The following is a 22,353-nucleotide window of genomic DNA, read 5'->3' as shown; positions in this document are numbered from 1 at the left end:
GGACTACCCTGAGTGAGCGCTGACGCCTTGCCATCCGGTGGTTCTGAGATGTTCGACAACCTTGGGCTCGGGCCCAACCACTTGCTCAATGCACTGCCGGCCGCGGTGCAGGAGCGCCTGCTGCCCCATCTCAAGCCGGTGGCCCTGAGCCTGGGCCAGGTGCTCTACGAGTCCGGGGATATCCCGCGTCACGTGTATTTCCCCACGGACGCGGTGGTGTCGCTGCTGTACCTGATGGAGAACGGCGCTTCGGCGGAAATCGCCGTGGTGGGCAACGAAGGGCTGGTGGGGGTGTCCCTGGTCATGGGCGGCGAGAGCACCACCAGCCGGGCCATCGTGCAGAGCGCCGGGCATGCCTTGCGCCTGCCGGGGCAGCGTCTCAAGGACGAGTTCAACCGCCACGGCGAGATGCTCCTGCTGATGCTGCGCTACACCCAGTCGCTGATCACCCAGATGGCCCAGACCGCGGTGTGCAACCGCCATCATTCCATCGACCAGCAACTGTGCCGCTGGCTGTTGCTGTCCCTGGACCGCCTGCCGGGCAACCAACTGGTGATGACCCAGGAGTTGATCGCCAACATGCTCGGGGTGCGCCGTGAAGGGGTCACCGAGGCCGCCGGCAAACTGCAGCGCCAGGGCATCATCGAGTACAGCCGCGGACGCATCAGCGTCCTCGACCGGCCTCGCCTGGAACAGCTCAGTTGCGAGTGCTACGCGGTGGTGCGCAAGGAAACCGCACGGCTGCTGCCGTACCTGCCCGGCAGCCAGGGCAGCGAGCCGGGCTGAAGCTCGCCGCGGCCGGGGGTCAAGGCGGGGATTTCAGTTCGGGCTCAGCGCCTTCACCGCCAGGATGCTGCCCGGCATCGAGTACAGGGCACGCTCGGTGGTGCTGCCGATCAGCCGGCCAAAGCCGGTGCGGTGCACGGTGCCCATGACCACCACGTCCACCAGGTACTCGTCGACAAACTGGGCAATGCCCGGCACCGGCGGGCCCATGATGAAGTGGCGAAATTCCTGGGGCACGTTGTATTCATCGCCCAGGCGTTCGAACTCCTTGTGCAGGGACTCGCGCAGCTCGTCCAGGCAGTTGACGCTCCAGGCGGTGGACGCCACTGGCGCCACGCCATCGAGCATCGGCATCAGGTCGTAGGCATACAGCAGGTGCAGCTGGGCATCGCATTGCAGGGCCAAGGCGTTGGCGGTCTGGATGATCAGGCCATTGAGGCCGCGGATCTGGGTGTCGGACTGGGCCGGGTCGACGGCGGCGACGATGCGCCGGGGCAGTTTGTGCGGGGCGTCGTTGACCAGGTGCACCGGCACCGGTGCCTCGCGCAGCAGGTGGCAATCCAGGGGGGTGACGAAGACCCGCTTGAGGGCCGATTCCAAGGTCACGTCCTTGATCAGCAGGTCGGGCTGGAACTCGTCGATGTAGGCCAGCATGTCCTTGAGCACCTGGGTGCTCCAGATCACCTGGGTGGTGACCTCGACGCCCTGCTCGCGCATCCATTCGGCCTCCACCTGCAACCAGCGTTCATGGCGTTGCAGGTAGGCCTGGCGTTCGCTGTCTTCCAGGTGTTCTTCCCACAGGTAGGTGCGCGCTGGCGGTTCGACGAACACCAGGGCATGCAGCGCTGCGCCAGTGGCCTGGGCCAGGGCGGCGGCGCGACGAGCCGCGGGGGATTGGTGCTGCTGGGGATCGGCAATCAGCAGCAGGCGCTGGTACTGGCTCATGGTGAACCTCCTTGGACGGTAATGGCCAAAGTGTCGAGGCAGACGGGCCCGGGCGCCTTGATATGCATCAAGGCCACCCGGTGCGCGGGTCATGGCGTGATGGCGATTTTCATGACGCCGTCGCGCTGGCTGGCGAACAGCTCGTAGGCGGCCTCGATGTCATCGAGCTTGAAGCGGTGAGTGACCAGGGGCTTGAGGTCGACCTGGCCACTGGCGACCACCTCCATCAGCCGGCGCATGCGCTCCTTGCCGCCGGGGCACAGGGTGCTGAGGATGCTCAGGTCGCCGAGGCCGGCGGCGTAGGCATCCACAGGGATGCGCAGATCACTGGAGTAGACCCCCAGGCTCGACAGCTTGCCCCCCGGACGCAGCACCCGCAGCGCCGATTCGAAGGTGCCCTGGGTGCCCAGGGCCTCGATCGACACATCGACCCCGCGGCCGTCGGTGAGGTCCATGATCTGCTTGACCACGTCGCCCTGCTTGAAGTCCACCACATGGGTCGCCCCCAGCCCGCGCGCCACGCTCAGGCGCGCGGCCACGGTGTCGACGCCGATGATGGTGGTGGCGCCCTTGAGCCGGGCCCCGGCCACCGCGCACAGGCCGATGGGGCCCAAGGCGAACACCGCCACGCTGTCGCCGATATTGACTTCGGCGCGCTCGGCGCCGGAGAAGCCGGTGGACATGATGTCCGGGCACATCAGCACTTCCTCGTCGCTCAGGCCGTCGGGGATCGGGCACAGGTTGGCCAGGGCGTCCGGCACCCGCACGTATTCGGCCTGGCAGCCGTCGATGGTGTTGCCGAACTTCCAGCCGCCGGTGGCGCGAAAGCCGTGGCGGGTGTCCGGGCCGTCCTGGGAGCCACAGCCACACAGGCAGGCGTAGCTCTGGCCGCTGGGGGTGATGGCCCCGGCGATCACCCGCTGGCCCTCATGGAAACCACGGACCTGGGAGCCCAGGCGCTCGATCACGCCCACCGGCTCGTGGCCGATGGTCAGGCCCTTGGCCACCGGATACTCGCCCCGCAGGATGTGCACGTCGGTGCCGCAGATCGTGGTGGTGGTGATGCGCACCAGGGCGTCCAGCGGACCGATTTCGGGGATGTCCTTGTCTTCCAGGACGATGCGGTTCTTTTCCACGAATACCGCGGCTTTCATCTTGGCCATGTTGCCGTTCTCCATTTGCGGGAAGGGGGTGCGCCATTGCACGGATCAGCCGACAGGCTGCGCGGATGCGCCGGGCAGCGGCTTGATCATGGTCAAACAATGGCCCCTTCGCGGCATCCGGGGCGACCGTGTGTCGCAAACCCCGGATTCATCGGCAGCGGCCCGCGCCCAGGCACAGCAGCAAGGCCGCCACACCGCACAGGCCAAGGCTCGGGCCCAGGGCCTGTCCCCAGCCCACCAGCAGCAGGCCGGCACCGATCAGCAGGTAATAGAACAGGCCGAACCAGGCCCCGGCACTGCCCAGCCGGTCGCTGTAGGCCGCCAGGGCCGAGCCGAGAATGTTCGGGATCGCCAGGCCAAAGCCCAGCACCACCCCGAGCATCGGCAGCACCAGCCACAGGCTGTGCTGCAAGGCCGTCACCCCGAGGCCGCCGACGGTCACCGCCAGGGCCGCCAGCCGCAGCAGGGTTGCACTGTTCCAGCCACGGCCCAACAGCCGGCGGTTGAGCCAGGCGCCCAACCCGGAAGCCAGGGCCAGGGCCACGCCGCTGTAGCCGAACCCTGGCTCGTCCTGCCCCAGATCGCGAAACAGGAATGGCCCGAGGCTGTAGTAGCTGAGCAGCGCAATATTGAACAGCGCCACCAGCAGCGCCGACCGCCAGATGCCCGGATCGCCGAGCATTTGCCACAGGGTCGCGACCAGGGGCACCCGGGGCTGCGCCGGCGGACGGGTTTCCGGCAAGGCCCGGGCGCACCAGCCGAGCAAGGCCAGGGCCAGCAGCAACAAGCCGGTCAGGGCGCCCCGGTAACCCCAGGCGTGCACCAGCGCGGAGCCGCTGAACAGGCCAATCGCCGGGCTCGCCGCCAGCAGCATGCCCACCAGGGAAAACACCCGCACCAGCTCGCCACCGCGAAACAGGTCGCGCAGCAGGGTCTGGGTCACCACCGAGCCCGCCGCCGCGCCCAGGGCCGCCAGGGCCTGGCACAGCAACAGCGCGCTGAAACGCTGCACCTGCAACTCCAGCCCCAGCGCCAGGGCATACAGCGCCAGACCGCCGAGCAAGGCCGGGCGCCGGCCCCAGCGATCACTCACCCGGCCCCAGAGCAACACCCCCGGGGCAAAGCCCAGGACAAACACCGAAAGGCTCTGGGCCGCCTGTGCCGGGGCCACGCCAAAGGCCCGGCCAAGGTCGTTCAAGGCCGGGCTGTAGAGGGTCTGGGCGATCTGCGGAAACATCAGCAGGGCCATGGCCAGGGGTAACAGGGAGCGGCGGTTCATCAGGCGGGACTCGGCAAAAAAAAATATGCCGGCGATTCTAGGCAGGCGAGGCTGGCGTATTATCGCAATCCCGCCAACAAACAGTGGAAATCGGACAAACATGGCATGGCTCGATCCCCAGGCACGCTTCGACCCGGACCCCTTCAGCGCGCCAGTGATCGGCATTGCCGCCACCCTCGGCGATCATGATTCCGGCCTGCACCGGCACCGACGCGGACAACTGCTGTACACCCGCCAGGGCTGCACCCGGATCACCCTGGCCGACCGCCTGTGCCTGTTGCCGCCCTCGCGGGCGGCCTGGATTCCCGGCGGGGTGCAGCACCGGGCGCAAATGCAGCAGAGCGTGGATTACCGCTCGCTGTATTTCAGCGTCGAACTCAGTCCGCGCCTGCCGGCGGACGTGGCGGTGATTGATGTCAGCCCCCTACTGCGCGCCGTGCTGGAACCCATGGCCCTGGCGGCGTTCGATTGCGACTGGAGCCAGGGCCGCTACCCGCACCTGTTGGGCCTGTGCCTCGAAGAAATCGGTGCCGCGCTGCACCAGCCACTGTCCTTGCCCCTGCCCCGGGACAAACGCCTGCAACCGCTGCTGGACGACCTGCAGTGCCTGCCACCGGAGCTGCAAGTGCTGGCCACCCGGGTCGGCGCCAGCAGCCGCACCATCGGCCGGATCTTCCAGCGCGAAACCGGCCTGGGTTACCAGCAGTGGCGCCAGCAATGGCGGCTGATGCGCGCCATCGAACTGCTCGCCACCGGCCGCAGCATCGGCTACACCGCCTTCGAACTGGGCTTTGCCAGTGACAGCATCTTTATCGCCTTCTTCAAGGCCATGACCGGGACCACGCCGCGGGCGTATTTCAAATGAGAAACCGCGCCGGGACGCCTCAGGTGCGGCTGCGCAACCACTGCAGAAAGCCCTTTTTCGCCACCGGTGCGGGCGGTGTCTGAACCAGGCTCTGGGCAATGTGCTGGCGGAAATCCAGCAGGTTCTTCATCGCGTCGCCGATGTCGTGGCGGGCGTCAAGGCAGGGTTTGAGGAACTCGTTGTCGATGCGGTACAGGCTGCAGAAGGTCTTGGCCGAGAACTGCGCGACCGTGGCCTGTTCGGCCACCACGCCCGCTTCGCCAATCACTTCGCCCGGGCCCATGCGTCCGGCTTCAAAGGGTTTGCCGTCGCGCTGCATAGTCACCGACACCACGCCGGATTCGATGATGAACAGGTGATCGCTGACCGCCCCCGCCGGCAGGATGACTTCGCCGGCGCGGAAGGTCTGCAACTGCATGTTCTGGCTGAAAGTGTCCTTCTCTTCCTGGCGCAAGGTGGAAAAGATACTGGAGGCGTCCAGCAGCGCCCGGGGTCGGGACAGCGCCGGGTTCTGCACCGGCTCGTCGCTGGACAGCAGGCTGATGCCGCTGGCCTGCAGATGACGGAAGGCCAGGTCGAACAGCTGGTTTCGCACCTCGCGCTTCTGCCCCATGGTGGCGACGAAGCCGCTGATCTCGTATTCCGCGCCGCTGCTGGTGGAGCTTTTCAGGGCCACGCTGGGGGCCGGGGTGGCGAGCAGGAAACGGCAGCCAAGCATGGCCCGCTCCAGGGCCTCGATGACCTTTTGCGGGCGAGCGTGGGGGCTGACCTGCACGCTGATGGACAATCCATAGATATCGCTGGGGCGGCTGAAGTTGGTGATCTTGGCCTTGGACGCCAGGGAGTTGGGGATCACCACCATGCTGCCCTGGGAGGTCTGCAGCCGGGTCGCCCGCCAGTCGATGTCCACCACCCGGCCCTCGGTGCCGTCGATGGCGATCCAGTCATCGATCTGGTAGGGCTTGGTGGTATTGAGCACCAGCCCGGAAAACAGGTCGCTGAGGGTGCTTTGCAGGGCCAGGCCGACGATGATCGCCAAGGCTCCGGAGGTGGCCAGCACGCCCTTGACCGGCAGGTCCAGCACGTAGGCCAGGGCGGCGATGATGGCGATCAGGAAGATCAGGGCGCCCATCAGGTCCTGCAACAGCCGCCCGGTGTGGCCGACCCGCTGCATCATCAGGGTGCCCAGCAGCACCGTCAGGGTCCGCGCGCCGAACAGCCACCAACCGATCTGCAAACCGGTGGCCGCCAGGTGCAGCGGTACATCGTCCGGCCAGGGCGCGGTCTGCATCGGGCTCAGGCCCTGGTTGAACAGCATCAGGCTGTACAGGCAAAAGATCAGCACCCGCACCGCCAGCTTCCAGCGATCGCCCTGGCGGCCGATCAGGTGCCAAAGGGCCAGATCCAAAAGCAACAGCGCCAGCGCGGCCAACAGCAGGTGATCGGCAAAGGGGGCAAGCATCGGGTAACTCCAGCAGGACAATGGCGGCACGATCTCACGAAAGGCACAGGAGCAGGTATAGCTGCAAAGGCCCAGGGCGCGGCGCCTGCCGCCAGTGCCAGACTGTGCCGCGCATGGCCAACGCACAACCGGCGGTGAGGGCATGCACGCCCTCACCGCCGGTTGGTTTTCGCAGGCTCCGGCTGGGCTGCGATCCGCCGCGCCAGGAGCTTATTTGCCCTGGGTCAGGGTGTTGTAGCTGGTCATCAGGTTGCGGTAGTCCGGGATGTGGTTGGAGAACAGGGTCGCCAGGCCTTCGACGTCGTTGCGCCAGTCGCGATGCAGCTCGCAGGCCAGGCCGAACCAGGTCATCAGTTGCGCGCCGGCATTGGACATGCGGTTCCAGGCCGAATCCCGGGTCAGGGCATTGAAGGTGCCGGAAGCGTCGGTGACCACGAACACTTCAAACCCCTCCTCCAGGGCCGAGAGTGCCGGGAACGCCACGCACACCTCGGTGACCACCCCGGCGATGATCAGTTGCTTCTTGCCGGTGGCCTTGATCGCCTTGACGAAGTCTTCGTTGTCCCAGGCGTTGATCTGGCCCGGCCGGGCGATGTAGGGCGCGTCGGGAAACAGCGCCTTGAGCTCCGGCACCAGCGGGCCGTTGGGGCCGGTTTCGAAACTGGTGGTGAGGATGGTCGGCAGCTTGAAGTACTTGGCCAGGTCGGCCAGGGCCAGCACGTTGTTCTTGAAACGATCGGGCTCGATATCGCGGACCAGCGACAGCAGGCCGGCCTGGTGATCCACCAGCAGCACGGCGGCGTTTTCCTTGTCGAGACGTTGGTAGGCGTTAGTCATGGTGAGTCCTCGCTAATGATCGATGCCGGATGACCCGGCGGGAATGAAACCCATGGCCCGCCCCGCCGGGGCAAGGGCGGGCGTCGGGGTGTAGCGCGCGACTGCCAAAGCCTAGTGGCCGATGCGAGCCGCGCCAGTGCAGCCGGTCAGTGACCGCCTGCGTCCATCCGGCCGAAGCGTCCCGACTGGAAGTCGATGAAGGCCTGATGAATTTCCGCTTCGCTGTTCATCACGAACGGGCCGTGGCCGACGATGGGTTCGTCGATGGGCTCGCCGCTGAGCAGCAGCACAATGGCGTCGTTGCTGGCTTGCAGGCTGATCAGGTCGCCGTCGTGCTCAAACAGCGCCAGTTGCCCTTGCTCCACCCGCTCCCGGCCATTGACCTGCAAGGCGCCACGCAGCAGCACCAGGGCGGTGTTGCGCCCCGCCTTCAGGGGCAGCTCCAGGTGCTTGCCGGACTGCAAGCGCAGGTCCCAGACATCGATCGGGGTGAAGGTGCGGGCCGGACCCTGCTGGCCGTCGAACTCACCGGCGATCAGGCGCAGGCTGCCGGCGTGTCCAGGCAGGGGGATCTGCGGGATGTCCGCCGCGACGATGGTCTGGTAACCGGGCGCGGCCAGCTTGTCCTTCGCCGGCAGGTTGACCCACAGCTGGACCATTTCCAGGTTGCCGCCACGCCGGCCGAAGTCGGCGGAATGGAACTCCTCGTGGAGGATCCCCGAGGCCGCGGTCATCCACTGCACGTCGCCCGGGCCGATCTTGCCGCCGCTGCCGGTGGAGTCGCGATGCTCCACTTCGCCGTCGTAGACGATGGTCACCGTTTCGAAACCGCGATGGGGATGCTCACCGACGCCACGGCGGGCGCTGGTGGGGCTGAATTGCGCGGGTCCGGCATGATCCAGCAGCAGGAACGGGCTGATGTGCTGGCCCAGGTTGTCGTAGGAAAACAGGGTGCGGACCGGGAAGCCGTCGCCGACCCAATGGGGCCGGGGAGCGGTGTAGATACCAATGATGTTTTTCATGTTGCCCTCCAGAACTTTCTGATGGGCACACCTTAAAACTCGCACCTTTGCCGCGCTAGACTGCGAAAATCGCCCTTAGCGTTCTATTTGGAGAACGATCTTGGAAGACCTGAACACCCTCTACTACTTCACCCAAGTGGTCGAGCACCGGGGATTTGCCGCGGCCGGGCGGGCCCTGGACATGCCCAAGTCCAAGCTCAGCCGGCGAATTGCCCAGTTGGAGGAGCGCCTCGGCGTGCGCCTGATCCAGCGCACCAGCCGTCATTGCTCCCTGACCGAGATCGGCCAGGAGTATTACCAGCGCTGCCTGGCCATGCGGGTCGAAGCCGAGGGCGCGGCGGAAGTCATCGAACGCAATCGCTCCGAACCCCAGGGCCTGGTGCGGGTGGCCTGCCCCACGGCGCTGCTCAATTCCTGGGTCGGGCCGATGCTGACCCGCTTCATGCTCAAGTACCCGCTGGTGGAGCTGTTCATCGAAAGCACCAATCGCCGGGTCGACCTGATCCACGAAGGTTTCGACATTGCCCTGCGGGTGCGCTTCCCGCCCCTGGAAAACACCGACCTGGTGATGAAGGTGCTGGGCAACAGCACCCAGTGCCTGGTGGGGCATCCGGACTTTCTCCAGCGCCTGTCGAGCCCGGCGGCACCGGCCGATCTCAGCGGCCTGCCGAGCCTGCATTGGGGAGCGGCGCAGCGCGACTATCAATGGCAGCTGCTGGGGCCGGACGGCGCCGAGGCGCTGATTCGCCACCGGCCGCGGATGGTCACCGATGACTTGCTGGCGCTGCGGCATGCGGTGCTGGCGGGCATCGGTATCGTCCACCTGCCCAAGGTGGTGGTTCGCCAAGACCTGGACGCCGGACGCCTGCAGGAACTGGTGCCCGGCTGGGCGCCGCGCTGCGGGATCGTGCATGCGATCTTCCCGTCGCGCCGTGGCCTGCTGCCTTCGGTGCGCAGCCTGATCGACTTTCTCGGCGAGGAGTTCAGCCACAGCGACATGGCCTGAGCCGACGCCGGCTCCATCGGCGACGCCTTGCCCGCAGCGCAACGTAAAACGGCATCCCTGGGGATGCCGTTTTGCATAGAGCGCGATTCAATCAATTGGCACTGGCGCGCCAGCCGCCGTGCTGCAGTTCCGGCAGCCACTGAATGCCCGACCTGGGGCTCCTGAACACCGGTGGATCGATCTGCTGCATCAGGCGCCGGATCGCGTCGCTGTCCGGCAACTCGGCGCGACTGGCCTGGATCCGGTGCCGCAGGCTGCTGGGAATGGGAGGAAAGCACTGGCTGTCGTAGATCAGGGCGTGACCGAGCTGGGGGTTGTCCAGGCAGAAATCCAGCAGATCGAAACCGCTGTGGGTGGCCAGGGTGCCGTTGATGATCAGCAGATCGAACGGATCGCAGGCGTACTCCACCAGCGAAAGCAGTTCCTCCAGCGTGTGCACGGGGGCAATGCGGTAGTAATTGAGTTGATTCAGGGTTCGTTCGATCTGCATCCGATGAAAATGTTGATCATCGGCAATCAGTATGCGCAGCGCTCTATTGGACATTTCTGGATCCTGCTTTTGAGACTACGACCGGCGACTGCCGGCCTTCCTCCTAGATCGGTAGAAGGCTAGGGAAGTGTCATAGGGTTTTCTCTAGGATTAATCTGAAAACCACGCCCAGAATGGGCTTGCTGACGATTTTTTCGGACAAGTCAGCTGTCACACAGTTCCGATCGCCATCTCGGTAAAAGGTTGTCCACTACCTTAAATCGCCACCCGCTTTTTGCAGACGGGCACGGTCTTGTTTTGATGTAAGGCTTTTCCTGTAAACCGGCACACGCCTCTGAGAACCGAGAAAGACCGCGCAAGGCCGTCAACGCACAATGGTCACTCGGTGGTGCTCGGGCTCCAGAACGCCTGCTGCACCAGGGCCGAGGTGGACAGCCGCGCCACCAGCGCGTCCAGTTCGTCACCGTCCACCGAGGTGCTGGCCAGGGTCGCCTCGATCTCCACATCGTCATTGCCAAAGGCATGCACATCGACATCGCTGGCCGGGTAGTTGCTGCGTTCCAGCTCGGCTTCCAGCAGGGCGAACACCGCCTTCTGTTTCGAACGGTGGGCAATCACGTAGACGATGTTGGTGACCTCCGCCGAGATCACGTCCAGCGGCTGGCGGTTGATGTTGTTGACGATCGGCCGCAACAGGGTATTGGCGGCCAGCACGAACAGCGTGCCGAGCAACGCCTCGAGGATCAGGTCGGCGCCAGCGCAGGCGCCCACCGCCGCCGAGGCCCAGAGGGTGGCCGCGGTGTTCAGGCCACGGACGTTGCCCTCCTCGCGCATGATCACCCCGGCGCCGAGAAAGCCGATGCCCGACACCACGTAGGCCACCACCCGCACCGCGCCGTCGGCACCGCCCAGGCGGTTGGCCATGTCGACGAAGATCGCCGCGCCCACCGCCACCAGCACGTTGGTGCGCAAGCCCGCGGTGCGCTGCCGGTACTGGCGCTCGAAGCCGATCAGGCCACCGAGGATGAAGGCCGCGCTGAGGCTGACCAGGGTGTCGATCAGCGAGTCCAGGTTGATGTTGTGCAGGGCTTGCATGGCGAAGGTCCTCTTGGCTGCTGGCGACAAGCTACAAGCCGCACGTTACAAGCTGTACGCCACGAACTCGAAACTTGCCGCTTGCCGCTTAAAGCTTGCCGCTACTCCACTATTGCCAGCCGAAGCGGCGCACGTAGAAGCCCTTCACCGCCTGGGTCAGGATCATGTAGGCCAGCAGGATCAGCGGCAGGAACACGAAGTACAGCGACGGCAGCGCCTGCAGCTTGAAGTAGTGCGCCAAAGGGCCCATCGGCAGGAAGATCCCCACCGCCATGATGATCCCGGTCATCACCAGCAGCGGCGTGGCCGCGCGGCTCTGCAGGAACGGAATCTTCGGCGTGCGGATCATGTGCACGATCAGGGTCTGGGTCAGCAGCCCGACCACGAACCAGCCGGATTGGAACAGGGTCTGGTGGTCCGGGGTGTTGGCGTCGAACACGTACCACATCAGGGCAAAGGTGGTGATGTCGAAGATCGAGCTGATCGGCCCGAAGAACATCATGAAGCGCCCGACGTCCGCCGGCTGCCAGCGCTGGGGTTGCTTGAGCATGTCCTCGTCGACGTTGTCGAAGGGAATGGCGATCTGCGAAATGTCATACAGCAGGTTCTGCACCAGGAGGTGCATCGGCAGCATCGGCAGGAACGGGATGAAGGCACTGGCCACCAGCACCGAGAACACGTTGCCGAAGTTCGAGCTGGCGGTCATCTTGATGTACTTGAGCATGTTGGCGAAGGTCCGGCGCCCTTCCAGCACGCCCTCCTCCAGCACCATCAGGCTCTTTTCCAGGAGGATGATGTCCGCCGCTTCCTTGGCGATGTCCACCGCGCTGTCCACCGAAATACCGATGTCGGCGGTGCGCAGCGCCGGCGCATCGTTGATCCCGTCGCCCATGAACCCCACCACATGGCCGTTGGCCTTGAGCAGGCGGACGATCCGTTCCTTGTGGGTCGGGGTCAGCTTGGCGAAGACATTGGTGGTTTCCACCGCCTTGGCCAGTTGCTCGTCGCTCATGCGCTCGATGTCGTTGCCCATCAGCAGGCCCTGCTGCTCCAGGCCCACTTCGCGGCAGATCTTGGCCGTCACCAGCTCGTTGTCGCCGGTCAGCACTTTCACCGCCACGCCATGCTCGGCCAGGGCCTTGAGGGCCGGCGCGGTGCTTTCCTTGGGCGGATCGAGGAACGCCACATAGCCGATCAGGGTCAGCTCGCGCTCGTCCGCCAGGCTGTAGGTGTCGCGTCCTTCGAGCATCGGCCGGGCCGCCACCGCCACCACCCGCAGCCCCTCTTCGTTGAGATCGGCGGTGACCTGGCGAATCCGCGCCAGCAGGCTCTCGGTCAGGGCTTCCTCGGCCTCGCCGTGACGCACGTTGCGGCACACCGCCAGCACTTCTTCCACCGCCCCCTTGCAGATCAACAGGTGCGGGTGGTCCTGCTCGGCCACCACCACCGACATGCGCCGGCGATTGAAGTCAAAGGGAATTTCATCGACCTTCTGGAACGCCGTGCCAACCTTGAGCTCGCGGTGCACTTCGACGTGCTCCAGCACCGCCACGTCCAGCAGGTTCTTCAGCCCGGTCTGGTAGTAGCTGTTGAGGTAGGCCATTTCCAGCACGTCGTCGGAGTCCTCGCCCCAGACGTCCACGTGCCGCGAGAGGAAGATCTTGTCCTGGGTCAGGGTGCCGGTCTTGTCGGTGCACAGCACGTCCATGGCGCCGAAGTTCTGGATCGCGTCCAGGCGCTTGACGATGACCTTCTTGCGCGAGAGGAACACCGCGCCCTTGGCCAGGGTCGAGGTGACGATCATCGGCAGCATTTCCGGGGTCAGGCCGACGGCGATCGACAGCGCGAACAGCAGCGCCTCCATCCAGTCGCCCTTGGTAAAACCGTTGATGAACAGCACCAGCGGCGCCATGACAAACATGAAGCGGATCAACAGCCAGCTGACCTTGTTGACCCCGCTCTGGAACGAAGTCGGCGCACGGTCGGTGGCGCTGACCCGCTGGGCCAGGGCACCGAAATAGGTGCTGTTGCCGGTGGTCAGGATCACCGCCGTGGCCGAACCCGAGACCACGTTGGTGCCCATGAACAGGATGTTGTCCAGGTCCAGCGGGTTGCTGGTATCGGCGTCCTGCTGACGCGGGAACTTTTCCACCGGCATGGATTCGCCGGTCATCGCCGCCTGGCTGACGAACAGGTCCTTGGCGCTGAGCACCCGGCAGTCAGCGGGAATCATGTCGCCGGCCGAGAGCACGATCAGGTCGCCGGGCACCAGTTGCTTGATCGGCAGTTCGATGCGCTGGGCGCCCTTGGCCTCGGCGGCGGCCCCCAGCAAACGCCCGAGCATCGGCGCCGCCTGGGGCGCCGACCCGGGACGCATCACCGTGGCGGTGTTGCTGACCATCGCCTTGAGGGCGTCGGCGGCCTTGTTCGACTTGGCCTCCTGCCAGAAGCGCAGCAGGGTCGAGAGCACCACCATGGAGAAAATCACCGTGGCCGCCTTCATGTCCTCGGTCAGCCAGGAGATCACCGCCAGCAGGGTCAACAGCAGGTTGAACGGGTTCTTGTAGCAGTGCCACAGGTGGGTCCACCAGGGCAGCGCCTGCTCGTGCTCGACCTCGTTGAGGCCATACCGCTCACGCTGGGCTTCGGCCTCCTCGCTGCTCAGACCGTCGGTGTGGCTGCCGAGCTGGTCCAGCAGTTGCGCGGCGTCGCTGTTGGCCGCCGCCACCAGGGTTTGCCCCAGGGTCGGCGGCACATCGCGGCTGACGCTGGCGTCGCGGATGCTGTCCAGCAGCGCCAGGCGACGAAAATGCCGGGAAAAGTGCCGGGTACGGAGAAATCCGGCAAAGAATTCTTTCAACAGGCTGAGCTTCATGGTCATAACTCCAGCACGTCCCCAGCGAGCAGCGGCTCAGGGACGTCAGTGAGACAAGGAAACAGTCGGGCAAGGAAAAAACGGGACAGGGCTCACGCCCGAAGCAATCGCACCGTGAGTGACGGGCGATGTTGCTGACGATGGTGACGCTGGCTGATGTAACCCATGACTGCTCCCCCACAAGGACCGCGCAGGACCACCTCAGGCAGGTACGGCCGGGCATTGCGGGACGCTTGGAGCGCCCACGCACAGCCGGCCCGCAGGTCGCAGGACCCGCGCGTCGATGCCACCACGACGCGGCGCAAGGCCGGACCGGGCGCAAAACAGAGTCATACAGAAGGGACGTCGGGAGGCGGGCCACAAAAGGGCCGCGATCGGGATGCCGCTTCTCGCTGTACGGCGAGACAACGGCAGAAAAAAGGCTGCGCGTTATCTTGCCGGGACTGCGCCGGTGGTCAAGACCGGCCGACTCCTGTCACTCGAACAAGTACCCACACTGGGTCTCCATTGATTGAAAACGCGCGCAGCTTACGCCGCACCTTTGGCAGAGTAAACCGGGGAAAAACCCTGGCTCGGGGAATTGAAAAGTTCTTCAGCCAAGGTTCAGGAATACCTTCACCGGCACGCTGGCGCCGACAAAAAACACCCGGGATATCCCGGCGGTAGGAGCTGGCTTGCCAGCGAAGACACCCGCAAGAACGCCTTGCCGCCCGACCGCTCCGGCAACGCCAGGGCGACCGGGCCGCCGATCAGCTGGCGGTGGCCAGCAGCAGGTCCCGCGCCGAACGGCTGTGGCCGCGAGTCTTGCCGTGTTCGTACAGCGAGTCGGCGATTTCCTGGGCACGGATCGGCAACACCGACAGCAGGGTATCGCTCAGGCCGTGGCTGGCCTGGCTGAAACCCTGCATGTAGATGCCGGCCTTGCAGCGTTGGTCGGTGATCACCCGATAGTTGCGGTCCACTTCGAAGTCGCCCAGGTATTCCTGCAGCGGTGCCAGCAGTTGGCGATGCATCTGCCGCTCGTAGCCGGTCGCCAGGACCACGGCATCGTAATGACGCACTTCGCGCTCGCCCGTGGCGTTGTTGCGCAGGATCAGCTCGATGCCCAGGTCCGTGGCCGTGGCCTGCTCCACCGTGGTCATGGTGCGCAAGCTATGGCGCGCGACGCCTGAGACTTTCTGCCGGTAGAAGATGCCGTAGATGCGCTCGATCAGGTCGATGTCCACCACCGAGTAATTGGTGTTGTGGTACTCGTTGACCAGACGCTCGCGCTCGTTGCGGGTCTGCTGGAATACCAAGTCGGTGAAAGCCGGGGCGAACACTTCGTTGACGAAGGGGCTGTCATCCGCCGGCTTGAGGGCCGAGCCACGCATGATCAGGTCGGCCTGCGCCGAAGGGAAGCTGTCATTGAGGTCGATGAAGGCTTCCGCCGCGCTCTGCCCGCCACCGATGATCGCGATGCTCATCGGCTGGCCATTGACACAGGGCTGGCTGGCCATGCGCTCCAGATACTGGGAATGGTGGAACACCCGCGCATCGTCCTTGAGCCCCTTGAAGGTCTCCGGAACCCGCGCCGTGCCACCGGCACTGACCACCACCGCACGGGTGGTGCGCACCTGTTCGCTGCCCTGGGCATCCCGGGAAATCACCCGCAGCGCTTCGACCTGCTGGTTGTGCAGCAGCGGCTCGATGGCCAGCACCTCTTCACCGTAGCGACTGTGCTCCTGGAAGTGCCCGGCCACCCAGCGCAGGTAGTCGTTGAACTCCATGCGGCACGGATAGAAGGTGCCCAGGTTGATGAAGTCCACCAGGCGCCCGTGATGCTTGAGGTAGTTGACGAAGGAATAGGGGCTGGTGGGGTTGCGCAGGGTGACCAGGTCCTTGAGGAAGGAGATCTGCAGTTCGCTCTGGGTCACCAGGGTATTGCCGTGCCAGCGATAGTCGGCCTGTTTGTCGAGGAACAGCGCGTCCAGCGGACCCTGCTCCTGCCCGCGCTCTTGCAGCGCAATGGCCAGCGCCAGGTTCGAGGGGCCGAAACCGATACCGATCAGATCGTGAACGTGGGCCGATGCAATTGCCTGTGTCATTTCCAGTGTCCTCTGGATAAACCGCCTCAACGCGGGGGATTAAAGTCTCACGGTGACCCGACTGGCCCATGCAAGGCAGCAGATCGTCTGTTGAGTAGGGACGAGGACAATGAAAAAAAATTTAACTAAATAGGCCGCAACGGCAACGCCTTACTGCGCCTCCCACTGCCGCAGCCGCAGCCGGCAATGCTTCATGGCGTTGACGATGTGCTTCTCCACCAGGCTGCGGGAAATCCCCAGCTGCTCGGCGATCTGCGGATGGGACAGGCCTTCGAGCTTGCGCAGCAGAAAGCTCTCGCGACACAGCCGCGGCAGCTCGGCCAGGGCCCGCTGCAGCATCTCCAGGCGCTGGCCGTGGTCCAGGCTGGTCTGCGGTGACGGGTTGAAATAGCGCTCTTCGTTGTCCAGCACCTCCAGGGGCTCGGACTGGCGCAGGGCATTGCGCCGGTGGCCATCGACCACCAGGTTCAGCGCCGTGCGATAGAGAAACGCCCGCGGCTGCTCGATGGGGGTATCGCTGGAGCGCTCCAGGACCCGCACATAAGCGTCGTGCACCACGTCCTCGGCCACCTGGCGATTGCCCAGCTTGGCGTTGAGGAAGCACATCAGCTCGCGATAGTAGTTTTCCAACAGGGCTCCCGACCGCCCGCTGGGGCGATTCTGTCCTTGAATAAGGCCGGCAATGGCCGCTTGCACCCGGCAATGGATGATGGCTGTTCAGCGGCAGCGTAATTTATAGTAATTCTCATATAGATTTAAAGTGGCGCAACGCCACAACGCTTCATTTACCAGTCCGGCGACAGCTGTAACTCCATGTGTCGGCAGTTAAATTCACCCTGTGGTCGCTCGTTTACCTGACAGCTCCCCGTCTTCGCCGTTCCTGCGGTGCTCGCAAGCCTCGCGGCCTGCCCCGCGGCCGGCTGCGCTGACGGGCCGATTTCCCCATGGCCGGAACCCTGCATGAAACGTCCCCGACATACCCGGCGCGCCCTGCTGGCAGCGCTGTGCTTGATTCCCGTTGTCGCCATCAGCGCCTGGACCTTCATCCCCCCCGGACGCGACCAGCTCGCCACCGTGCAAGTCAGCCGTGGCGATATCGAAAGCAGCGTGACCGCCCTGGGCACCCTGCAACCCAGACGCTACGTGGATGTCGGCGCCCAGGCCTCCGGGCAGATCCGCAAGATCCACGTCGAAGCCGGCGACACGGTCAAGGAAGGCCAGCTGCTGGTGGAAATCGACCCCGCCACCCAGCAGGCCAAGCTCGACGCCAGCCGTTTCTCCATCGAAAACCTGCAGGCCCAGTTGCAGGAGCAATACGCCCAGAACCAGCTGGCCCGGCAGAAATACCAGCGCCAGCAGCACCTCAAGGCCGGTGGCGCCACCCGCGAGGAAGACGTGCAGACCGCCCAGGCCGAACTCAAGGCCACCCAGGCGCGAATCGACATGTACAAGGCGCAGATCCGCCAGGCCCAGGCCAGCCTGCGCAGCGACCAGGCCGAGCTGGGCTACACGCGCATCTACGCCCCCATGTCCGGCACCGTGGTGGCGGTGGACGCCCGCGAAGGCCAGACCCTCAACGCCCAGCAGCAGACGCCGCTGATCCTGCGCATCGCCAAGCTCTCGCCGATGACCGTCTGGGCCGAAGTCTCGGAAGCCGATATCGGCCACGTCAAACCCGGCATGCAGGCCTACTTCACCACCTTGAGCGGCGGCAACCGGCGCTGGACCAGCACCGTTCGGCAGATCCTGCCGATCCCGCCCAAGCCGCTGAACGAAACCAGCCAGGGCGGCGGCAGCCCGGCCAGCACCAGCAAGAGCGGCAGCGGCCGGGTGGTGCTCTACACCGTGCTGCTGGACGTGGACAACGCCGACAACGCGCTGATGGCGGAAATGACCACCCAGGTGTTCTTTGTCGCCAGCCAGGCAAAGAACGTCCTCACCGCGCCCATCGCCGCCCTGCAGGGCAGCAGCGAGCCGGACCGGCAGATGGCCCGGGTGGTGGCCAAGAACGGTTCGATCGAGACGCGCAAGGTCCGGGTCGGCATCAGCGACCGCCTGCGCATCCAGGTGCTGGACGGCCTGAGCGAAGGCGAGCACCTGCTGATCGGCCCGACCAACAGCAGCGGGGGTTGAATGCAGACGCCGCTGATCGACCTCAGAAACATCCGCAAATCCTACGGTGGCGGCGACAGCCCGCAGGTCGATGTCCTGCGCGGCATCGACCTGTCGATCCACGCCGGGGAGTTCGTCGCCATCGTCGGCGCCTCGGGCTCCGGCAAATCGACCCTGATGAACATCCTCGGCTGCCTGGACCGCCCCACGTCCGGCGAGTACCTGTTCGCCGGGGAGAACGTCGCCCAGCTCGACAGCGACGAACTGGCCTGGTTGCGCCGCGAAGCCTTTGGCTTCGTGTTCCAGGGCTACCACCTGATCCCCTCGGCCTCGGCCCAGGAAAACGTCGAGATGCCGGCCATCTACGCCGGCACCCCGACCGCCGAACGCCACGCCCGCGCCGCCGCCCTGCTGGAGCGCCTGGGCCTGGCCAGCCGCAACGGCAACCGCCCGCACCAGCTGTCCGGCGGCCAGCAGCAACGGGTGTCCATCGCCCGCGCGCTGATGAACGGCGGCCACATCATCCTCGCCGACGAACCCACCGGCGCCCTGGACAGCCACAGCGGCGCCGAAGTCATGGCCCTGCTGGACGAACTGGCCAGCCAGGGCCACGTGGTGATCCTCATCACCCACGACCGTGAAGTGGCGGCCCGGGCCAAGCGCATCATCGAAATCCGCGACGGCGAGATCATCAGCGACACCGCCCACCACGACCCATCGGTACAGACCAGCGCCAACCCCGGCGCCCTGCAGGCGGTGGACCTGCGCCAGCGCCTGGCCGACGGCAGCGACGCCAGCGGCGCCTGGAAAGGCGAACTGCTGGACGCCGTGCAGGCCGCCTGGCGGGTGATGTGGATCAACCGCTTCCGCACCGCCCTGACCCTGCTGGGGATCGTCATCGGCGTGGCCTCGGTGGTGGTGATGCTGGCGGTGGGCGAAGGCAGCAAGCGCCAGGTGATGGCGCAGATGGGGGCCTTTGGCTCGAACATCCTTTACCTCAGCGGACACGCGCCCAACCCACGCGCGCCGCAAGGCGTCATCAGCCTCGACGATGTCGCCGCCGTGGCCACCCTGCCCCAGGTCAAGCGCATCATGCCGGTCAACGGCGCCGAAGCCGTGGTGCGTTTCGGCAACGCCGACCACATGAGCTACGTGGGCGGTAACGACACCAACTTCCCGCACATCTTCAACTGGCCGGTGGTCGAAGGCAGCTATTTCACCGAGGCCGACGAACAGGCCGGCGCCGCCGTGGCGGTGATCGGCAAGAAGGTCCGGGAAAAACTGCTCAAGGACGTCGCCAACCCCATCGGCCAGTACATCCTCATCGAAAACGCGCCCTTCCAGGTGGTCGGCGTGCTGATGGGCAAGGGCGCCAGTTCCGGCGACCAGGACAGCGACGATCGCATCGCCGTGCCCTACTCCGCCGCCAGCACCCGCCTGTTCGGCAGCCGCAACCCGGAATACGTGGCCATCGCCGCGGCGGACGCCAGCAAGGTCAAGGAAACCGAACAAGCCATCGACCAACTGATGCTGCGCCTGCACAACGGCCAGCGCGACTATGAGCTGACCAACAACGCGGCGATGATCCAGGCCGAGGCCCGCACCCAGAACACCCTGTCCTTGATGCTCGGCGCCATTGCCGCGATCTCGCTGCTGGTGGGCGGCATCGGGGTGATGAACATCATGCTCATGACCGTGCGCGAACGCACCCGGGAGATCGGTATCCGCATGGCCACCGGCGCCCGCCAGCGCGACATCCTGCGCCAGTTCCTCACCGAAGCGGTGATGCTCTCGGTGGTCGGCGGCCTGACCGGGATCGCCCTGGCCCTGCTGATCGGCGGCGTACTGATCCTCAGTGAAGTGGCCATCGCCTTCTCCTTGGTCGCCGTGCTCGGCGCCTTCGGCTGCGCCCTGGTCACCGGCGTCATCTTCGGCTTCATGCCGGCCCGCAAAGCTGCCCGGCTCGACCCGGTCACGGCCCTTACCAGTGAATGATCGTTCGATGAAAACACCCTTGAGCCTCCTGACCGCCTGCCTCCTGCTGGCCGCCTGCAACAGCACCGCACCGCGCCCGGACAGCGGCCTGCAAGCCCCCGCCACCTGGCATGCCAGCGCCTCCCCCGCGGCCCAGGCCGACCACCGGCAATGGTGGAGCCAGTTCGCCAGCCCGGACCTGGACCGCCTGATCGCCCAGGCCCGCGATGGCAGCTTCGACCTCGCCGCGGCCATGGCGCGGGTACGCCAGGCCCAGGCCAGCGCGGTGATCGCCGGGGCGCCACTGCTGCCCGAGCTCAAGGGCGGGCTCAACGCCAACCGGCAGAAACTGCTGCGCGGCAAGGGCTACAGCCAGTTGGACGCCACCAGCGACAACCAGGCCGTGGACTATTTCGACACCAGCCTCAGCGCCAGCTACGAGATCGACTTCTGGGGCGGCCGCCACGCCGCCCGCGACAGCGCCCTGCTGGGGGTCAAGGCCAGCCAGTTCGACCGGGCCACCGTCGAGCTGACCCTGCTCAGCGGCGTCGCCAACAGCTACACCCAGGCCCTGGCGCTGAACGAACAAAGCCGCATCGCCCAACTGAACCTGGACAACGCCCTGAACGTGCTCAAGCTGGTGCAGACCCGCTATGACTCGGGCTCGGCCACGGCCCTGGAACTGGCCCAGCAACGCAGCCTGGTCGCCGCCCAGCAACGCCAGTTGCCACTGCTGCAGCAACAGGCCGAAGAAGCCCGGATCAGCCTCGCCGCCTTGCTCGGACAACCGGTGCAGGCGCTCAGCCTGGGCCACCAGGACTTCGCCCAACTGCAATGGCCGAGCATCAATGCCGGCGTCCCCAGCGACCTGCTGAGCCGGCGCCCGGACATTGCCAGCGCCGAGGCCAGACTGGCCGCGGCCAAGGCCGACATCCAAGTGGCGCGCGCAGCGATGCTGCCCAGCGTGACCCTGAGCGCCAGCCTCGGCTCCGGCGCCAGTCACGCTCCGGATCTGCTGCGCAGTCCCTTCTACAACCTCGGCGCCGGGCTCGTGGCACCGATCTTCAACGCCGGGCGCCTGAGCGCCGAACGGGACAAGGCCACGGCCCGGCAGGAAGAACTGCTGGAAAGCTATCGCGCAGCGATCATCAATGGTTTTGCCGATGTGGAAAAAGCCCTCAACAGCATTCGCGGCCTGGACCAGCAACGCCAGTGGCAGAGCGAGGAGTTGAATCAGGCGCAACGGGCCTTCGCGATCGCCCAGAGCCGCTACCAGGCCGGCGCCGAAGACCTGCTGACCGTGCTGGAAACCCAGCGCACCCTGTACGCCGCCCAGGATCTGAACGTGCAACTGCGGCTGGCGCGGCTGCAATCCAGCATTGCCCTGTACAAGGCCCTGGGTGGCGGCTGGCAGGTGCCAGGACCCGAGGCGCGGTGATAGCAGCCAAACGACTAAACCCCGCGCCCTGTGGATAACCCAGCCACTGCGCAACATGTTGCGCAGCCATCTGTGGATAAACCTGTGCGCAGATCGCGGTAATGGCCTGGCGGCATGGCCTGCTTCAAGGTGCGCAAGATCTTGCACAGCACTGCGCAACATGTTGCGCACTTTTCCCGGTATTTCCTCGAAAAACGCCGCCGGCCACAGCTGAAAATTCAGTAACTTATTGATTAAAAACAACTAATCAATTGCTGGCACAGACCTTGTACTCACCTCTGCACCCCCACGGCCACCTGGCCGGGGTTTCTTTAGTGATTTGCAAGGAGAGCATGCATGGCAACGCCAGCGTATATGTCCGTCACCGGCACCAAACAGGGGCTGATCACCGCCGGGGCCTTTACCGCCGATTCCGTGGGCAACACCTACCAGGAAGGTCATGAAGACCAGGTCATGGTCCAGGGCTTTCAGCACGAAGTGATCATTCCCCGCGATCCGCAGTCCGGCCAGCCCACCGGCCAGCGCGTGCACAAGCCGGTGATCATCACCAAGGTCTTCGACAAGGCTTCGCCGCTGCTGCTGGCGGCGCTGACCTCGGGCGAGCGCCTGACCGAGATCGTCATCCAGTGGTACCGCACCTCCGCCGCCGGCACCCAGGAGCACTACTACACCACCACCCTTGAGGACGCGATCATCGTCGACATCAAGGACTACATGCACAACTGCCAGGACCCGGGCAACGCCCACTTCACCCACCTGGAAGACGTGCACTTCACCTACCGCAAGATCACCTGGACCCACGAAGTCTCCGGCACTTCCGGTTCCGATGACTGGCGGACCCCGGTCACCGGCTAAGGAAGGCCGCTCGACCCTTACCGCGCCCTGGCCAGCCCCGCTGGCCCGGGCCCTTATTGACT

Annotated in this window: 18 protein-coding genes; 7 read left to right on the top strand and 11 right to left on the bottom strand. The window is 65.5% G+C overall.

Features of this window, described 5'->3' with window-relative positions; all coding sequences use genetic code 11:
• The first annotated feature begins 48 nt into the window (after nt 1-48).
• Nucleotides 49-786, top strand: coding sequence for a Crp/Fnr family transcriptional regulator (locus GGI48_RS25575; protein WP_179600616.1), 738 nt, complete (start codon nt 49-51; stop codon nt 784-786).
• A gap of 33 nt (nt 787-819) precedes the next feature.
• Here GGI48_RS25575 and GGI48_RS25570 read toward each other — a convergent pair whose 3' ends face one another.
• The 3 genes from GGI48_RS25570 to GGI48_RS25560 all read right to left on the bottom strand — a co-directional run bounded on the left by GGI48_RS25570 (nt 820) and on the right by GGI48_RS25560 (nt 4,173).
• Entirely contained in the window at nt 820-1,731 is a 912-nt protein-coding gene (locus GGI48_RS25570; protein WP_179600614.1) for a universal stress protein, read from the bottom strand.
• Between the two features lie 89 nt (nt 1,732-1,820).
• Nucleotides 1,821-2,894: an NAD(P)-dependent alcohol dehydrogenase gene (locus GGI48_RS25565; protein ID WP_016965345.1), complete on the bottom strand. Its 1,074-nt coding sequence runs from the start codon at nt 2,892-2,894 to the stop codon at nt 1,821-1,823.
• A gap of 148 nt (nt 2,895-3,042) precedes the next feature.
• Nucleotides 3,043-4,173, bottom strand: coding sequence for an MFS transporter (locus GGI48_RS25560; protein WP_179600612.1), 1,131 nt, complete (start codon nt 4,171-4,173; stop codon nt 3,043-3,045).
• A gap of 100 nt (nt 4,174-4,273) precedes the next feature.
• Here GGI48_RS25560 and GGI48_RS25555 point away from each other — a divergent pair, with 100 nt between their 5' ends.
• Nucleotides 4,274-5,038, top strand: a complete 765-nt coding sequence (locus GGI48_RS25555) for an AraC family transcriptional regulator (protein WP_103741357.1) — start codon at nt 4,274-4,276, stop codon at nt 5,036-5,038.
• Nucleotides 5,039-5,057: 19 nt separating this feature from the next.
• Here GGI48_RS25555 and GGI48_RS25550 read toward each other — a convergent pair whose 3' ends face one another.
• The 3 genes from GGI48_RS25550 to GGI48_RS25540 all read right to left on the bottom strand — a co-directional run bounded on the left by GGI48_RS25550 (nt 5,058) and on the right by GGI48_RS25540 (nt 8,359).
• Nucleotides 5,058-6,500, bottom strand: coding sequence for a mechanosensitive ion channel family protein (locus tag GGI48_RS25550; RefSeq protein ID WP_103741358.1), 1,443 nt, complete (start codon nt 6,498-6,500; stop codon nt 5,058-5,060).
• Between the two features lie 210 nt (nt 6,501-6,710).
• Nucleotides 6,711-7,337, bottom strand: coding sequence for an isochorismate family cysteine hydrolase YcaC (gene ycaC, locus GGI48_RS25545; RefSeq protein ID WP_016964835.1), 627 nt, complete (start codon nt 7,335-7,337; stop codon nt 6,711-6,713).
• A 146-nt stretch (nt 7,338-7,483) separates the two neighbouring features.
• Nucleotides 7,484-8,359, bottom strand: coding sequence for a pirin family protein (locus GGI48_RS25540; RefSeq protein WP_179600610.1), 876 nt, complete (start codon nt 8,357-8,359; stop codon nt 7,484-7,486).
• Nucleotides 8,360-8,456: 97 nt separating this feature from the next.
• On the opposite strand from GGI48_RS25540, the gene GGI48_RS25535 reads away from it, so the two are divergent.
• Complete coding sequence (locus GGI48_RS25535; protein ID WP_042940967.1) at nt 8,457-9,365, top strand: LysR family transcriptional regulator; 909 nt, start codon at nt 8,457-8,459, stop codon at nt 9,363-9,365.
• A gap of 91 nt (nt 9,366-9,456) precedes the next feature.
• On the opposite strand, the gene GGI48_RS25530 is transcribed toward GGI48_RS25535, so the two are convergent.
• From GGI48_RS25530 to GGI48_RS25510, 5 genes are all read right to left on the bottom strand, one after another.
• Nucleotides 9,457-9,909 carry a response regulator gene (locus GGI48_RS25530; protein ID WP_260620538.1) on the bottom strand — a complete coding sequence of 151 codons (453 nt, stop codon included), beginning with the start codon at nt 9,907-9,909 and terminating at the stop codon, nt 9,457-9,459.
• Between the two features lie 324 nt (nt 9,910-10,233).
• A complete protein-coding gene (locus GGI48_RS25525; protein WP_016964831.1) occupies nt 10,234-10,950 on the bottom strand; it encodes an MgtC/SapB family protein in 717 nt (238 codons plus the stop codon).
• A gap of 109 nt (nt 10,951-11,059) precedes the next feature.
• Nucleotides 11,060-13,825: a magnesium-translocating P-type ATPase gene (gene mgtA / locus GGI48_RS25520; protein ID WP_179600608.1), complete on the bottom strand. Its 2,766-nt coding sequence runs from the start codon at nt 13,823-13,825 to the stop codon at nt 11,060-11,062.
• Nucleotides 13,826-14,574: 749 nt separating this feature from the next.
• Nucleotides 14,575-15,912 carry a lysine N(6)-hydroxylase/L-ornithine N(5)-oxygenase family protein gene (locus GGI48_RS25515; protein WP_016964829.1) on the bottom strand — a complete coding sequence of 446 codons (1,338 nt, stop codon included), beginning with the start codon at nt 15,910-15,912 and terminating at the stop codon, nt 14,575-14,577.
• Nucleotides 15,913-16,062: 150 nt separating this feature from the next.
• Complete coding sequence (locus GGI48_RS25510; protein ID WP_179602126.1) at nt 16,063-16,545, bottom strand: sigma-70 family RNA polymerase sigma factor; 483 nt, start codon at nt 16,543-16,545, stop codon at nt 16,063-16,065.
• Nucleotides 16,546-16,872: 327 nt separating this feature from the next.
• Between GGI48_RS25510 and GGI48_RS25505 the strand changes: the two genes are divergently transcribed.
• From GGI48_RS25505 to GGI48_RS25490, 4 genes are all read left to right on the top strand, one after another.
• Nucleotides 16,873-18,045, top strand: coding sequence for an efflux RND transporter periplasmic adaptor subunit (locus tag GGI48_RS25505; RefSeq protein ID WP_103741739.1), 1,173 nt, complete (start codon nt 16,873-16,875; stop codon nt 18,043-18,045).
• Nucleotides 18,046-20,019, top strand: coding sequence for a MacB family efflux pump subunit (locus GGI48_RS25500; RefSeq protein WP_179600606.1), 1,974 nt, complete (start codon nt 18,046-18,048; stop codon nt 20,017-20,019).
• 7 nt (nt 20,020-20,026) lie between these two features.
• A complete protein-coding gene (locus GGI48_RS25495) occupies nt 20,027-21,436 on the top strand; it encodes an efflux transporter outer membrane subunit (protein ID WP_179600604.1) in 1,410 nt (469 codons plus the stop codon).
• 336 nt (nt 21,437-21,772) lie between these two features.
• Nucleotides 21,773-22,291, top strand: a complete 519-nt coding sequence (locus GGI48_RS25490) for an Hcp family type VI secretion system effector (RefSeq protein ID WP_047305413.1) — start codon at nt 21,773-21,775, stop codon at nt 22,289-22,291.
• The last annotated feature ends 62 nt before the right edge of the window (nt 22,292-22,353 follow it).

This window comes from Pseudomonas protegens (assembly GCF_013407925.2).
GTDB classification, from domain to species: Bacteria; Pseudomonadota; Gammaproteobacteria; order Pseudomonadales; family Pseudomonadaceae; genus Aquipseudomonas; species Aquipseudomonas fluorescens_AP.
The sequence above is the reverse complement of the archived record's forward strand: the minus strand, read 5'-3'. Positions and strand labels throughout refer to the sequence as shown.

Coding starts and splice junctions, on each gene's coding strand:
- GGI48_RS25490 (WP_047305413.1), top strand. CDS start 21,773: ATGGCAACGCCAGCGTATATGTCCGTCACCGGCACCAAACAGGGGCTG.
- GGI48_RS25525 (WP_016964831.1), bottom strand. CDS start 10,950: ATGCAAGCCCTGCACAACATCAACCTGGACTCGCTGATCGACACCCTG.
- GGI48_RS25530 (WP_260620538.1), bottom strand. CDS start 9,909: ATGTCCAATAGAGCGCTGCGCATACTGATTGCCGATGATCAACATTTT.
- GGI48_RS25555 (WP_103741357.1), top strand. CDS start 4,274: ATGGCATGGCTCGATCCCCAGGCACGCTTCGACCCGGACCCCTTCAGC.
- GGI48_RS25575 (WP_179600616.1), top strand. CDS start 49: ATGTTCGACAACCTTGGGCTCGGGCCCAACCACTTGCTCAATGCACTG.
- GGI48_RS25505 (WP_103741739.1), top strand. CDS start 16,873: ATGAAACGTCCCCGACATACCCGGCGCGCCCTGCTGGCAGCGCTGTGC.
- GGI48_RS25565 (WP_016965345.1), bottom strand. CDS start 2,894: ATGGCCAAGATGAAAGCCGCGGTATTCGTGGAAAAGAACCGCATCGTC.
- GGI48_RS25500 (WP_179600606.1), top strand. CDS start 18,046: ATGCAGACGCCGCTGATCGACCTCAGAAACATCCGCAAATCCTACGGT.
- GGI48_RS25515 (WP_016964829.1), bottom strand. CDS start 15,912: ATGACACAGGCAATTGCATCGGCCCACGTTCACGATCTGATCGGTATC.
- GGI48_RS25550 (WP_103741358.1), bottom strand. CDS start 6,500: ATGCTTGCCCCCTTTGCCGATCACCTGCTGTTGGCCGCGCTGGCGCTG.
- mgtA (WP_179600608.1), bottom strand. CDS start 13,825: ATGAAGCTCAGCCTGTTGAAAGAATTCTTTGCCGGATTTCTCCGTACC.
- GGI48_RS25540 (WP_179600610.1), bottom strand. CDS start 8,359: ATGAAAAACATCATTGGTATCTACACCGCTCCCCGGCCCCATTGGGTC.
- GGI48_RS25495 (WP_179600604.1), top strand. CDS start 20,027: ATGAAAACACCCTTGAGCCTCCTGACCGCCTGCCTCCTGCTGGCCGCC.
- GGI48_RS25560 (WP_179600612.1), bottom strand. CDS start 4,173: ATGAACCGCCGCTCCCTGTTACCCCTGGCCATGGCCCTGCTGATGTTT.
- GGI48_RS25570 (WP_179600614.1), bottom strand. CDS start 1,731: ATGAGCCAGTACCAGCGCCTGCTGCTGATTGCCGATCCCCAGCAGCAC.
- ycaC (WP_016964835.1), bottom strand. CDS start 7,337: ATGACTAACGCCTACCAACGTCTCGACAAGGAAAACGCCGCCGTGCTG.